Genomic DNA, 14,699 nt, shown 5'->3' with positions numbered 1-14,699 from the left:
GATCGACCACGTTCCACCTGCCGAGTACGAGGCGACCCACTGGGCGAATCACACCGCGGACGACTACGGTGAGATACCGGTCCGCGCTGAGGCCGGAACCAGATAGCTGAGCCTCCACCGAACTCGGGGCGATTCACTCCCCTTGGCTCACCGAGGGCTGCCCCCGTCGTGCTGCGTTGTTCGGGGATAGAGGTTACCGGTGCTCATCATCGCGGCAGCGAGCCGACCGCGTGCTGTGTCCAGTGCCATCGGCACGCGATATCGGAGGCGATAACGGTGAGAAGATCACGATGGTCCGGCGGATAACCCGATAACCCCGAACCCACGGCAGGATTCGTTGAGAAAAATAGGAAAACCCCAGGTCAGCAAAGCTGAATACTGGGGCTTCCACACCTGAGCCGACGCGACATGGATGAACCAGCGGTCATCGACGGCTTACGATGCCCCGAGTGTATCGGCGAAGGAGGATGGTTGGCAACCAGCGGTGACGCCTGGATCGAGCAGTGGCTCAGCAGTGACCGGTTCGCGCTCTACGTGCGCAAATCCGGTGGCGACCGTGCCCGGGCACTAGCGTTGTACGAGTGGAATGCCAAGCTCAGCGCAGCGTTCCTCCACGACCTCAACCACTTCGAAGTCGCCCTACGCAATGCCTACGACACACAGCTCGCCGCGGCCACCCTCGCCGGGGACAAGCACTGGACCGACAAGGCCACCGCCCGGCGGTTGTTCCCCGAACATCTGCGCACCGACCCCGAAACCGGGAAAGCCAAGGACGCCAACCGCGTCCCGATCAACAAGATCGGTCAAGCACGTAGAGCTGCCGGCGAGCGCCCGAGCCCCGGAAAGATCGTCGCCGAGTTGATGTTCGGGTTCTGGACCTACATGACCTCCGACATCCACGAGAAAACCTTGTGGGTGCCGTATCTGCACAAGGCATTCCCGCCGAACACCGACCGCGCCAAGGTTCACAGCACACTGGGGGATCTGCGTGAGTTCCGCAACCGGGTCGCCCACCACGAACCCATCCTCGATGCGCCCGAGGCGCGGCGTCGTCAGCTGGTCTTCGCCATGCGCCTGATCCGCCCGGAAGCGCTCGATCACATCACCGCTCACAGCGAGGTCTCCGAGATTCTCTCGCGACGTCCGTGACGTGCCGGTACCTGTGTCGACGCCGGCCGCGTCGGGTCGGTGGGACCACACCGTCCTGCGGCCGATCAGCCGGCCTGGGTCGGTGTGAGCGGGACAGTCCTGTCGGCGCCCCGTGCTCGCGCGGGACTACTACCGATTCGGCTGAGAAGAGTCTCCCGTGTCGATGGCAATCGCCGTGTTGCTCGCGCAAGTGCGCCGCTCGATGCCCGTGGCGGATCCGGGTCGGCAACGCCGTTCCGGTCGCTGAAGCCTTGATCGCTGAAGTCTTTTCGAGGTCAGGGTTTCACAGCTCGTCCGAGGCATGTGACCGGTATGCCTGCAGCGTGTCGATCACCGCGGCGAGCAGCGCGTCGCCTGGTCGTACTCCGTCATGGAGGGCATTGGCGATTGCTGTGGCTTCGGCGGTCACGATCGCGGCGTCGGTATCGCCGACACGCGAGACGATGCGGTCGTAGATGCGGCCGCATTCACCGGCGAGTGGCCCGATGCGTTCGTGGGCGCATCCTGGCGCACATGGGTGAGGTGTCCATTGCTCGAGGAAGCCGAGAGTCTTCCGGAACTCGTTGCCGTCCCATTGGTCGGTCGATGTCCGGAGCCACGCCATCAACTCGGTGCGGTCGGGGATGGGGTAGCCGTAGTACTCGGGAAAAATCGGGCGGATATGGGCTGCGTGCTCCCCTCCGGTCTGTGGAACCGCGTGGGAGGGCCGGCGACCGGAGGTGGCGGGGGATACGACCGGATGGCAACCGTCCCCTTGATCGTGTCGAAAAACCATCGTTTCTCGACAGGGTTGAGCGTGAAACCGCTAATCCAGGTCGAGGATGTTGAATACCCGTGTCGAGAATCTACGTCGGATAACCCCACCGTCGGATATTGTCGACACGTGCTGATCGGCTACGCCCGCGTCTCGACCGGCGACCAGAACCCGAATCACCAGATCGACGCGCTGCGCCGGGCCGGCGTTGCCGACGAGAACATCCACGTCGACCACGCCTCCGGCGCGAAGGCATCCCGCCCCCAACTGGATCTGGTGCTCAGGTTGCTGAGACAGGGAGACCAACTCGCGATCACACGCCTCGACCGGCTAGGCCGCTCGGTGCTGCACCTGATCGGCCTCGGCGCCGAACTCCGGGAAAAGGGCGTCGGCCTGAAGGTGCTCGAACAGGGCATCGACACCGCCACCGCAGAGGGCCGCGCCATGTTCGGGATGCTCTCGGTGCTCGCCGAGCTCCAACGCGAGTTGATCGTGGCCAACACCCGCGATGGGCTTGCCGCAGCCAGGGCCCGCGGCCGCAAGGGCGGGCGCCCACCGAAACTCACTGCCGAGCAGGTCGAGCACGCTCAACGTCTCTACGACGCCGACACGCACACCGTCGCCCAGATCGCCGGACTGCTCGGCGTGCGCCGCACCACTCTTTATGGGCACCTGAGCAAGTCCGACGATGTATCGGCAGGTTCCGAGACAACGACCTCTACCGACCTTGGCCTGGACATACTCGAGCACCCCGTCCCGGTGCGGAAGACACGGGGTGCCTGCCCGAGTTGCGGGCACGAGCCCAGCACCCGATCCGAGGCCGCTCACCAACGCGCCGACGTGGCCGTCACCTGGCTACACCGAGACCTCGACGTCCCTGGCGAAATCGTCGCTCGAAACCATTGCCGCAATTGCCAACCTGAAGAACCTGCTGTCGATGTTGCCTGCACCGTCTGTGGAGACGGCCCCATCCTCGCCGGAGAATTCGCCGCCGAAATCGACACCAACGACGTCCTGCCCGATCCGGTACAACAGTGGCTCACCGACGCCGGATGGCAAACGGACCCAACGCTGCTGTGCCCCGAACATGCCTGAATGGCCAGTCGGGTCCTGGGTCCGCCTCTTGCCCGCGCCGAGTTGTCCACATAATCAAAACCCCACGCAGGTGCAACAGAACTCGCCCCCCCTGCCATGCCGGGGTCAGTATTCACATGCCGTCGACACTCTGCGCCGACGTTGGGCAGGTGCACCTATACGCGACCTCGACGCCACGCCCACACGGACAGCCCGATTCCTACGACAGACGCCACCGGTAGCAGCCATCTCATCCGATTCCACACGGTGATCTCGTGGTACTGCTCGCTCGACAGGAATTGCCCTGTCGGTGTTCTCGGACCGGACAAGTCCCACCAGAGACTCCCGGAACTGCTCATGGCCTGTGGCCAGGCCATGAAGACCCCCACCGAGGCTGCGATCATGAGGCACGTGACAGGGAATACCATCCAGAACCAAGGGGATTCAGGGGTCCGCTCATGTCGGGAGCCCTTTGGCAGAACCACACACGCCACCAATGCCACAACGCCGAAAGCACAGAATATCAACCACGCCACGACCTCGATGGTAGTGGTCCACTGCTGCACACTCCTGGAGGCGTATGATCGTCGTCCACGATGGGCAAAGAGATCATATCTCGGGCCTAAGTCCGGGCGTCTCTTGTGCGGTGCGAGCGGTAGCAACTGGCTCTGAGCGCGTACAGGCCAGCGGCGGACCTGTTTGTTCTCCAGATGAGAACCTGGAGAAGGTAGTCGACGGGATCGATCGTTAAAGGAAATCGATCGCGTAGACCTCTTCGGTCTCTCTATTTCCGGGTTCGGATATGATTCGGGCCTTGGAGGCTGCCATTTCGATGCCTGCCCCATCGGGATGGTCGATCTTGTAGTAGATCGCTATCCGGTGAAGCAAATCGATAATTATCTCCGCTCGACTACCCTCGCCCTGTCGACGTTCGTCCGGACGGAACAAAATTCGACTGTAGCGCTCGTTGCCCATAGACACGCGATCGGGAATGAAGTCGCGAGCATAGCGCTCGATGGTGGATCCCCAGATCGGCAGGTTGTCGTAGAACACAAGGTTAGATGGGCAGAGATAGTGTGGCCGCGGAACGTACGGAGCAGACGTCGTATAGGATTCTCCATCTGCCCTCAACCAGCTCATCCCAACTCGTCCCACATTGCGACTGTATTCGACTCCGTCGACTAACACCTCCCACGCCGATTCCATAGGTGCGACAGTTGCAAGAAATAACCGTAACATTCCGTCTCTTGACGTTTGGCCTTCGATTTCTATCAAGAAGTATCCCGGCGGCCTTATAAGGATACTGAAGATCCCGGATTCTTCAATGTGGTCGAATTGCTGAATTCTGGAAACGGAGCGTGTTTCACAGAGGTTGTCCCAATAGCTCATGATACCTCTCGTACTGAGGTTATAAAAGAAAAGGTGTTTTGGGGCGAGCTTCCTCGCTACCGCCTATCGTCTGCCTTCCCGACCTCGCTTCGGTGATGCTCGGGACCTCCATGGCATCAGGCGCACCGCCAGGTCGACAAGGAGCGGGAGTTTCGAGAATTGGTTGGTTTCCGTCCGTGAAACCCCCGCTCGGCCATGTCCCACTTGGCTCGCTGCGCGTGAGCCGCAGTTTATGTGTGGTCGTCGATGGGGTTTGTCCACTGGCAGAGGTCGCCGGGCCCGCTTCCTGAATATTCCGAACAAGTGTACCGACCGATCGCGAACCGAAGCCCGCCAAATGTTTGGTCGTATCCGAGCGACGGAATCTCCAGTCCGAGATTGATTACCTCGACGAAATATTTTCCCTCAGAGAGCGGAGTATTATAGGTACTGTATGCCGGATTGGTGTCCGTCCCAGAATTAACGAGGGTCTTCTCCGTTACAGTCCGATCCCCGGCTCTAGAAATATCCTGTCGCACTCGGTAGGTCAGAGCGAAAGTCCGTGACGGGAAGCCGAGGGTAGTCACTCTGGTCTCGACCCGTTGGTTAGTCCTATTGTCGAGAATGTTTGCAACTTGGAAGGCGAACTCTTTGCTCCACTCGACCTGCCCCGAGCTGGATGCGGCACCGATACACAAATCAACATGCTTCGATACACGCGGTCCGTTCAAGCTCGGCGCGGAAATGTTGGTCGGCTCCATCGTGTCGCACTCTATTGTGGAGTTGTTGAGGCGTGGTATCGACGGGGCCTGGTTGAATTCCTCGGAATCCGGTACCACGAAGACATTCTGCCCGCCTGCGCCTGTGACCGTTACGCCGAACGGTGTGCAACCAAATTGGAAGCCGGAGGTCAATCCGGAGTCTTGGGCCGTGCTAAGCGCAACGTCGATGCAGGAGTACGCTGACCTGACGGGTGAACGAGGCGTTTCAATGTCCCGATGTTCAAAGGCCTGAAACGTTCCTCCGATGTCGTTCGGGCTCGCATCGGATACAGGATATCCATAGACGCTCTGCTCGTAGCCTGCTGTAGACCATTCGTCGAGGACCGGACTGGTCACGGGCCATGCTCCGTGGTTGGGGTGCCAGTAAAGGACGCCGCGTTCGAAGCGGTTCATGCGGCCTTCGCTGCTGGCTCCGACCCAGATCTCGTCGGTGATGGGGTACCCGAGCAGGCCGCCGGGTCCTTCCCCGCCGGTCAGTGCCCATTTGTCCCGGATCGCACCACCGATGACGTTCGCTCCGGGCGAAGCGACGGGATGCCAGTAGATGTCCGCGTTCTGGAAGTGTTGGCGGCGACCGATCCCGTCGGAATTGACGATCTCATCCGTGGTGGGATAGCCGAGGAAGCTGGCCTCCCAGCCGAACGAGCCCCATTTGGTCATGAAGCTGTTGACGACGGGGTGAGCGCCGGCTATGGGGTGTGCATATATAGGTCCGACAAGAAATTCCTGGCGGGAGCCGATGCCGTCGGGGTTGGACAGCTCGACGTTGATGGGGTGCTTGAGGAAGCTGTTCTCCGCACCGAGGGATAGATACTTGTCGAGGATCGCCCCGCACACCATGTGCGGTGACGGCCAGAAGTACTGGCACGCCATCGGCGCGAACGCAGACCGGGAGGCTTGGGTCTGAGCCTCCAGCGTCTCGGCCAGGTCTGCGTCGGCCTTGGTGAACGGCTCCGGGATCTCCTGCCGGTCGGACCGCATCTGCCCGGGCACGATCGTCGCGTTCGGATTCTCCGTGGGGCCCGCCTCGTAGGGAACTCTGCTGGTCGGTTGCACTTCGGCCGACGCCGACTCCGGGGTCTGGGTGTTCACTTCCGTGGGAAGTGTCGGGTCCTGCGCAGGTTGCGGCGCCGCATCGGTCGCCGAGATTGTCGGCACGGGCTCGGGTACTGGTGGAGTCGTCGCGCACGGCACGGATGGCAGCGTCGTCGTCGCGGTCGTGGTGGACGACGGTGTGGTCGTGGGTGCGAGGCAGGGATCAGCCGAGGTCTCGACTGGTCTGTCCGTCGGTGCGAGATCCGGGACGGTCGAGAGTGTGGTGGTTATGGGAGCGGCCGGGCTGGTGGTGCTCGGCTGTGCGAGCGCTGCCGACTCCCCGGCGGCAATCATCACCACAGCCGTGCCTGCGACCAAACACCGGCTCAGCCATCTGTGTCGGGACATGAAGGAACCACGCTGAGTGTGCAAATCCATCTGACACCTACTGTCTTTCGAGTGGTACAGGGTCAGCGGCGGCGCCATCACTGCCTCAAAACGTAAACGCTTTCCTAAGAAGCGGAAACGCATCAGGCATCACTTTGGTAACAGAAAACAAATGTTCAGTATGTTAAGGAAGTCCAATCCCGGGGCGCGTTCGGCGTGCTATGTGCCGACAGATTCGCGCCGCGAGCTGGTGGGGATTTTCGCGCCCGCGATCTCGAAACGGGCTGTGCGTCCCTGCCTGCCGGTGTGCTGCACGACGAGCACGCCCACTGGACGTACTGGAAGAGCGCCATGACGGGGTCATGGTCGAGGGCGTCACCACCACCATCGCGTCATCACGCACCGACCGACACCGTCGAGCGCCGCATCCGTAAAACCGCTCCTGCAGGGAACCCGCTATCGGGCGCGGTTGGTCTCTGTCAGCGGTTCTCAGAAGAGGGTGTCGGCAATCCGTAGCGGGCCGGTAGCCGGTGGGTCCGAGCTGGGCGAGCTCGCCCTCGATGTCGACGTCGATAGAGCCGAAGAAGTTGATGTTCTCGCTGTGCGCCGGGGAGATATGGGCCAGGACCTCGTCGTCGATAGCCCGTCCGGACCGCCGCATCGACTCGACCGCCAGCCCGTAGTACTCGGTCGTCCATGTCACCACGGCATTGGTGACCAGCGTCAGGCACCAGGCCTGCTCGGTCTGCTGCTCGAGGTGGCGGGCACGGATCGCACCCTCATGGGCGTACAACAAGTCACGTTTGAGCGCGTGCAGCGACTCGCCCTTGTTGAGCTGACGAGAGATCTTGCGTCGGTACGCGGGATCGGACAGATACCGAGCAGCGTAGATGGTGCGCCGCACCGCCCCGTACTCCTTGAGGGCCGCCGCGAGCGCGTTCTGCCGGGTCGAAGCGGAGAGCTTGCCGACCAGCAACGACGCGGTGGCATGCCCGAACTTGAGCGATCCGGACAGACGCAACAGATCGTCCCAGTGCGCGGCAATCAGATCGAGGTTGACCCGCCGGGTCAGCAGCGGCCCCGCGAGCCGGAACTCCGCCTCTACCTGTAATTTCGGGCCGGTCCGGTACAGGGTGATCTTGCCCAGATCCCGGATCCGCGGGGAGAGCTGCAACCCCAGGAGGTCGAACAGGCCGAAGTTGACCAGCGTCACCCCGTGCGTGTCGGTGGCGTGTTCGGTGATCGGGATATCGGTGGCATTACCGAGGATCTCATCGAGCACATAGTGCGCCTCGCGTTTCGTCGCGACGATGATCTTCGTGCCGTAGGTGGTGTGCTGGTCGGTCACGTGCGTGTACGTCGAGAGCCCCTCGTGCGCGAAGTACCTGCTCAACGCCCTCGCGGTGATCGATTTGCCGCGGGTGGGAAACCGCTGCCCATCCGAGGACGACAGCGTGCCGGAACCGAGAATCGGGGACAGCGGCAACGCGCCGTGGTAGCCGATCAGCGCCAGGTTCGCCGCCCGCAGTGTCTCCTCCCGCACGTACCACTCGGCGGTCCAGGCCAGCGTGTCGTAGGAAATGCCACAGGCATCCGCCATGCGGGTCAGACCGAGGTTGGTCGCGTGCGCCAGGAGCACCGCGATCAGGTTCCGTTTCAGCTCCGGGCTGCGGGTCGCCTTGCCGCCGGCGTGCGTGAAGCAGTCCAGCAACCCGGTGCGCTGGTCCATCTCGATCAGCAGCGACACGATCGGCGCGAACGGCAGCATCTCGGTCAGCTCGGCCTTAAGTGCCACCGACTCGGCCGGCACGTCCTCCGCCGGCAACGAGGAGATCACCAGATCCCCCCGCTCATCGAGCCGGACCGGGCCGTCGCCCTCGCCGAGAGTTCTTTCCAGTTCGCCCAGCGCCGTGTGCAGCTCGTCCTGCAACTGGGCCAGCGCGGTGCCGGCGTCAGCGGGTTTGCCGACCAGCCGACAGAACTCCGCACGCTGGTCGGCCCACTTCTCGCGGGTGAACAGGTATGCGGCCGGATCGCAGTAGCGGCGCGAGCCCGGCACCCACACATCCCCCGACCGCAGCCCGTCGCGCAATGCGAGCAGCACGCACAGCTCCCAGTAGTGCCGGTAGGCACTGGTGTTGCCGCTTTCGGTCGCCGTGTCCAGGTAGCCGCGCCAGCGGGCCGGTACGAACCCATTCGGAGCACCGTCGGGGACCTTGCGGGCACCGGTGGCGTTCAAGTGCCGCAGGATCGTCACCGCCCCCAATAGCTCGGTCGCGGCGGTGCCGCCGGCGAAGGTCACTGCCGCCAGCACCTGTGGGGTGAACTGCCGCAGATACCCGTAGGAGCCGTCCAGCGAGGCGAGGTGGCCGTGATCGCGCGGCAGTGGCGGCAGCGCGGCCGACTGCGCCGACCGCAACCGCTGCCACCCGATCTTCTCGCCGCGGATCAGTGGGCCGACCTGCTCATCCGGCACCGCAGAGTCGGCCACGATGGCCAAGATCGCGTCCAACAGCGCCTGCCGGTCCTCCCCGGACCTGGCACGCTCGGCCAACGCTTCGCGCATCCGGTGTCCGGCCTTGCTCTCCCGCGCCGAGACGGCCTGATCGAACAACTGCACCACCTCGTCGAGTACCTCGGTGGCCGACTGCGCCACCAGCGTCAGCAGGATCGGATACCGCCGTTCGGGCTCACGTCGTGTCAACGCCTGCGCGGTCAAGCGGCGACCCACCGTGGCCAGAAACCGGCGCCGCTCCGCCGGCAGTACCGCCAAATCCAGGGTGTCCGCGCCGAGGGAGCGCAGGAACTCCAACTTCGCGATCTCGGCCTTCACCGCCGCGGGTGAGGCCTCCACCGGTCCGGTTCCCAGCCACCGCAGCCGGGTCATCCCGATCACCGGATCGGTCACCAGCAGGCCATCGAGTCCGGTCCGACGCTCGGCGGTGAATTCGTGCGCCAGCCGGGCGAATGTCTCGCTCTGCGCCACCTCGCGTGCATGGGCAATCCGCTTGACCACCGTCAGCGGACCCGGCCGGATCACCTTCGCCGAAATCAGGTACTCACAGGCCAGCCGAAACAGCAGGGTCGGCGAATCGTGCTCCATCGCCCGCGCCAACAGGAACTCGTCGAGTTCCTTGAACTCCAACGTCGTCGGCGTCCGCCACCCGAGATACCTTGCCGCCAGTAGTAAATGGTCTGTGCGGGTCTTTGCCCGCCGCCCATAGGAGCCGATCGCATGCGGATCGACTCGAAGCTGCTCGGCCAGCCGCAGAACCGCTGACCGCGGTGCGGAGGTCACGTCATCGGGTACGAAACCCAGCCACGGCAGCGTGCACAGGGCAACAGCAAGGCCCAACCGGGCGGCTGGACCGCGGCCGCGACCTGGGTCGACGAACGCTGCATCGGCCGGGGTTAATGTGAAGAAGCGGAACAGCTCCTCCCGCCCGATTTCCGGGAACCTCCGCAGGGACGTCAACTCTTCTTCGGTGAACACCTGGCCTGCCACCCGCATCTCCCGCCTGAGTACGAAGATTCCCAGGTCAGAAGGTTACTTGGCCATATCCGCCCGATTTTTCCCGAGTACTACGGCTACCCCATGCTCCAGGGCTACGGAACCGCGGCCTCGGCGCTCGATCTCGTCGACCATCTCCTCGAACGCATCCTTGGCCCCTCCTCAGACGATTGGCAGGCGGACGATTGACAGGCGACTGAACGGCCCGGCCGAGCGTCGATCGATTCCGGTGCCGTCAGCGGGCGCGGACCTGCACGTTCTGGTGGATGCGGCCGATCGGTCCGTGGTCGTCGAACAACGAGCCGGCGGTCACACCCACCCCGTCGGGGCCGTAGGACGTTTCGGCGCGGATACCGGTCCAGTCGCCGGCCGGGGCGCGGAACAGGTGCACGGTCAGTTCGGTGTTGAGGAACAACCACCCGGCGGGATCCAGTTTCGAACCGAGACCGTTCGCGACGTCGGCAACGCTGAACAACTTCTCGAGTCCGGTGGGGATCTCCCCGTCGACGAGCACGGTGTCGGTGCGCAGCCACGCCGAGGTGGGACCGGGACGACCGAGCGGGGTGAGCAGTCGCCAGTCGAGGGTCTCGAGGTAGCCGGTGTGCCAGAAGTCGCCGTCCGGGTCGGCGGGGGTGGACTCGGACAGTGGGGGCAGCGGTTCGTCGGCGGCGCTCGCGATCTCGGGCAGGTCCACAGTTTCCAGTCGCCACGCCGAGCCGCGCGCCACGGCCCGACTCGTGCCGTCGGGTGCGGCGGCCCACAGTTCGGCGACGACGAGTTCGACCTTGCGGCCGGGGCGTTCGATCCAGGACCTCACCTCGAGGTCGGTGAGGGGGACGGGACCGAGTAGGTCGATGGTGATGCGGGTCAGGCGGGTGCCGGGGCGGGTGCCGCACCGGTCGAGGGCGCGGGCGAGCAGCGCCGAGGGCGGTGCGCCGTGCTGGAGGGTGGTACCCCAGGTGCTGACGGTGTTGGCGGTGGGTCGGAACCACTCCACGTGAACGGTGCTGTCCGTGGTGCCGGCCGGGCCGGTCGCAGGCAGGTAGTACGCCGCGTCGCTCACGTGTGGTTTCTCCTTTTGATGTCTCGGTGGTCCGGTGGGCCACCCGCCCGACGATGATGACACCGCCCGCCCGATATGGGCCGTGCCGGGTGGGGTGTGTGTAGTGGCGTGCCGGGGACCTGGCAGGCTGGGGACGGTCCGGGTGCGATGGTGAGATGTCCCGGGCAGTCGACATGCGAATAGACGAGGGTGGATACGGCGATGGCAGCAGGCGGACTCGGGCGCAGCGGACCGTTCCAGGTCGGTGATCGCGTGCAGCTGACCGACGGCAAGGCCCGCAAGTACACCGTGGTGCTCGAGCCCGGCAAGGAGTTCCACACGCATCGCGGCGGGATCTTGCACGATGATCTGATCGGCACCGACGAGGGTGTCGTGGTGACCTCGACGAACGGCACCCCCTATCTGGCGTTGCGTCCGCTGCTGGTCGACTACGTGATGTCGATGCCGCGGGGGGCGCAGGTGATCTACCCGAAGGATGCCGCGCAGATCGTGCAGGAAGGCGACATTTTCCCCGGGGCGACCGTGTTGGAGGCGGGCGCCGGGTCCGGTGCCTTGACCTGTTCGTTGCTGCGGGCGGTCGGGGCGGGCGGCACGGTGATCTCGTACGAGGTGCGCGAGGACCATCTCGAGTACGCCGAACGCAACGTGGCGACGTTCTTCGGGGAACGCCCGGCGAACTGGACGACGCGGCTGGCGGATCTCGCGGACTACGACGTGGCGACCGACGGCAAGGTCGATCGGGTGGTGTTGGACATGCTCGCGCCGTGGGATGTGCTGGACACGGTGAAGAAGGCGCTGGTTCCCGGCGGGGTGCTCATCGTCTATGTGGCGACGACGACGCAGTTGTCACGGGTGGTCGAAGCCCTGCGGGAACAGACGTGTTGGACCGAACCGCGATCGTGGGAGTCGATGGTGCGGGGCTGGCATGTGGTGGGGCTGGCGGTGCGTCCCGAGCATCGGATGCAGGGGCACACCGCGTTCCTGGTCAGCGCGCGCCGGTTGCAGGACGGCGTGGAGACCCCGAAGCCGCAGCGGCGACCCAGCAAGGGCTGACCGCCCCGTGGCCCGGATCGTGTCGGGCCACGCGGCGGGTCCGCGCTCAGTCGCAGGGCAGATGTCCCAGTTCGAAGATCGAGCAGACGCTGTCGTCGGCGATCACCCAGTGGGTGTCGACCTGTTCGAAGGTCAGCGGCATGGGGGCGCCGCCGTGCGGGCCGGCGACCTCGGTCGACGCGGTGACCGTGTCGGCGTCGACGGCGGTGACCTCACCGACGGTGCCGGTGAGCGGGTAACCGGCGAGGACTCCGTTGAACTGTTCGAGCACCGCGGTGCGGTCGGATCCGTTCTCGATCACGGCCGCCTTGGCGTCGGCGGGTGCGGCCGGGTCGAAGAAGATCGTCACCTGCTGCTGGAGAACGTCTGCGGTGACCGGGGCCGCGGCAGCGGTGCCGGTCGTGTCGCCACTCGTCTCCGGGGCACTCGACGCGGTGGTGCTCGACGCGGTGGCGGTGTCCTCCGCGGTGGAGTCGTCGGAACTGCTGCACGCGGTGAAAGCGACGAGGGCAGCGGCGGTCGCGGCGACGGTGGCGATCGTGCGGAAGGTCACGAAGGACCCCTTTCGTGTGAACCATCGAAACAGCAAAGATAGGTAAGGCTAACATCGAGTGTCCGGGAGGTTCCGACGCCGATCGTGTGAGGACGGCGACATATGTTCGGAACACGGCGGTTTCGTGTCCCCCCGCACTTCGGCTCGTCTGCCGGTAGCGTGGAAAGACCGACGGTGAAGGGAGTCGCACATGTCAGAGAACCCGGATTCGGTTGCCGCACGTGAACTCGACGAACTGCGAGCGGAGGTCGCCGCGCTGCGGCGCCGGCTCACCGAACCATCCGCCCAGGTACGCGATCTCGAGGCCCGCCTCGACTCCCTGACCGTCCGCAACGGCAAGTTGATGGAAACCCTGAAGGACGCCCGGCAACAGTTGATCACCCTCCGGGAGGAGGTGGACCGGCTCGGGCAGCCGCCGAGCGGATACGGGGTGCTGCTGGGCACCTTCGACGACCAAACCGTCGACGTGTTCACGTCGGGCCGCAAGATGCGGGTGGCGGTGTCCCCGAACCTCGACACCGACGACTTCGAACCAGGCCGGTCGGTGCGCTTGAACGAGGCGCTCACCGTCGTCGAGGCCGGCGGTTTCGAACGGGTCGGAGAGATCACCGCGCTGCGTGAACTGCTCGACGACGGCACCCGAGCTCTGGTCGTCGGGCACGCCGACGAGGAGCGGGTGGTGTGGCTGGCCGCGCCGCTGGCCGCGGCCGCCGCACGCACCCTGGACCCGGCGAACGCGGACATCGCCGACGGGGAGGACGGTTTCAAGCTGCGCCCCGGTGATTCCCTGCTCGTCGACAGCAAGGCCGGATTCGCGTTCGAACGGATCCCGAAAGCGGAGGTCGAGGATCTCGTCCTCGAAGAGGTTCCGGACGTCGACTATCACGACATCGGTGGCCTGGGCCGGCAGATCGAGCAGATCCGGGACGCCGTGGAGTTGCCGTTCCTGCACAAGGATCTGTTCCGCGAGTACGCGCTGCGGCCGCCGAAGGGGGTGCTGCTGTACGGACCGCCCGGGTGCGGCAAGACGCTGATCGCGAAGGCCGTGGCGAATTCGCTGGCGAAGAAGATCGCCGAGGCCCGCGGCCAGGATTCGAAGGAAGCCAAGTCGTACTTCCTCAACATCAAGGGCCCGGAACTGCTCAACAAGTTCGTCGGCGAGACCGAACGGCACATCCGGATGATCTTCCAGCGGGCGCGGGAGAAGGCGTCCGAGGGCACCCCGGTGATCGTGTTCTTCGACGAGATGGACTCGATCTTCCGTACCCGCGGGTCGGGGGTGTCCTCCGATGTGGAAACCACGGTGGTGCCGCAGTTGCTGTCGGAGATCGACGGTGTCGAGGGACTCGAGAACGTCATCGTCATCGGCGCCTCCAACCGTGAGGACATGATCGACCCGGCGATCCTGCGGCCGGGCCGCCTCGATGTGAAGATCAAGATCGAGCGGCCCGATGCGGAGGCGGCACTCGACATCTTCTCGAAGTACCTGACCGATGAACTGCCGGTGCATGCCGACGACCTCGCCGAGTTCGGCGGGGAGCGCGGTGCCTGCGTGCGGGCGATGATCGAACGGGTCGTCGACCGGATGTATGCGGAGTCGGAGGAGAACCGGTTCCTGGAGGTCACCTACGCCAACGGCGACAAGGAAGTCCTGTACTTCAAGGACTTCAATTCCGGGGCGATGATCCAGAACATCGTCGATCGCGGCAAGAAGTACGCGATCAAGTCGGTGCTCGAGACCGGGGCACCCGGCTTGCGGGTGCAGCATCTGCTCGATTCGATCGTCGACGAGTTCGCCGAGAACGAGGACTTGCCGAACACCACCAATCCGGACGACTGGGCGCGGATCTCCGGGAAGAAGGGGGAGCGGATCGTCTACATCCGCACCCTGGTCACCGGGAAGAACGCCAGTACGAGTCGCGCCATCGACACCGAATCGAACACCGGCCAGTACCTGTAGCCGTCGGCGC

The 14,699-nt window shown here is 64.6% G+C and carries 9 protein-coding genes and 1 pseudogene; 4 read left to right on the top strand and 6 right to left on the bottom strand.

All coding sequences use genetic code 11. The features are described 5' to 3' along the window. Positions 1 to 471 precede the first annotated feature (471 nt). The gene (locus WAX14_RS23030; protein WP_422630360.1) at positions 472 to 1,149 is read left to right on the top strand and encodes an Abi family protein; all 678 of its coding nucleotides are present in this window, start codon (positions 472 to 474) and stop codon (positions 1,147 to 1,149) included. Positions 1,150 to 1,432: 283 nt separating this feature from the next. Here WAX14_RS23030 and WAX14_RS23025 read toward each other — a convergent pair whose 3' ends face one another. After that, on the bottom strand, positions 1,433 to 1,924 hold the full coding sequence (locus tag WAX14_RS23025; RefSeq protein ID WP_422630359.1) for a hypothetical protein: 492 nt from the start codon (positions 1,922 to 1,924) through the stop codon (positions 1,433 to 1,435). Positions 1,925 to 2,032: 108 nt separating this feature from the next. Between WAX14_RS23025 and WAX14_RS23020 the strand changes: the two genes are divergently transcribed. After that, entirely contained in the window at positions 2,033 to 2,998 is a 966-nt protein-coding gene (locus WAX14_RS23020) for a recombinase family protein (RefSeq protein WP_422630358.1), read from the top strand. 726 nt (positions 2,999 to 3,724) lie between these two features. Here the strand turns inward: WAX14_RS23020 and WAX14_RS23015 are convergent. The 4 genes and pseudogenes from WAX14_RS23015 to WAX14_RS23000 all read right to left on the bottom strand — a co-directional run bounded on the left by WAX14_RS23015 (position 3,725) and on the right by WAX14_RS23000 (position 11,123). Then, complete coding sequence (locus WAX14_RS23015; RefSeq protein ID WP_422630357.1) at positions 3,725 to 4,030, bottom strand: hypothetical protein; 306 nt, start codon at positions 4,028 to 4,030, stop codon at positions 3,725 to 3,727. Between the two features lie 566 nt (positions 4,031 to 4,596). Beyond that, positions 4,597 to 6,693 carry an LGFP repeat-containing protein gene (locus WAX14_RS23010; protein WP_422630356.1) on the bottom strand — a complete coding sequence of 699 codons (2,097 nt, stop codon included), beginning with the start codon at positions 6,691 to 6,693 and terminating at the stop codon, positions 4,597 to 4,599. A gap of 345 nt (positions 6,694 to 7,038) precedes the next feature. Then, a pseudogene (locus WAX14_RS23005) lies at positions 7,039 to 10,060 on the bottom strand (Tn3 family transposase). Between the two features lie 235 nt (positions 10,061 to 10,295). After that, on the bottom strand, positions 10,296 to 11,123 hold the full coding sequence (locus WAX14_RS23000) for a thioesterase family protein (RefSeq protein ID WP_422630355.1): 828 nt from the start codon (positions 11,121 to 11,123) through the stop codon (positions 10,296 to 10,298). Positions 11,124 to 11,324: 201 nt separating this feature from the next. On the opposite strand from WAX14_RS23000, the gene WAX14_RS22995 reads away from it, so the two are divergent. Further along, complete coding sequence (locus tag WAX14_RS22995) at positions 11,325 to 12,176, top strand: tRNA (adenine-N1)-methyltransferase (protein WP_422630354.1); 852 nt, start codon at positions 11,325 to 11,327, stop codon at positions 12,174 to 12,176. A 46-nt stretch (positions 12,177 to 12,222) separates the two neighbouring features. On the opposite strand, the gene WAX14_RS22990 is transcribed toward WAX14_RS22995, so the two are convergent. Further along, positions 12,223 to 12,729 (bottom strand): nuclear transport factor 2 family protein, encoded by a 507-nt coding sequence (locus WAX14_RS22990; RefSeq protein WP_422630353.1) that lies wholly within the window; start codon positions 12,727 to 12,729, stop codon positions 12,223 to 12,225. A gap of 190 nt (positions 12,730 to 12,919) precedes the next feature. Between WAX14_RS22990 and arc the strand changes: the two genes are divergently transcribed. Next, positions 12,920 to 14,689, top strand: a complete 1,770-nt coding sequence (gene arc, locus WAX14_RS22985) for a proteasome ATPase (protein WP_422630352.1) — start codon at positions 12,920 to 12,922, stop codon at positions 14,687 to 14,689. Positions 14,690 to 14,699: the final 10 nt, after the last annotated feature.

This window comes from Rhodococcus sp. (in: high G+C Gram-positive bacteria) (assembly GCF_049299235.1).
Taxonomy (GTDB): domain Bacteria; phylum Actinomycetota; class Actinomycetes; order Mycobacteriales; family Mycobacteriaceae; genus Rhodococcus.
This window is presented reverse-complemented; position numbering and strand designations above follow the sequence as displayed.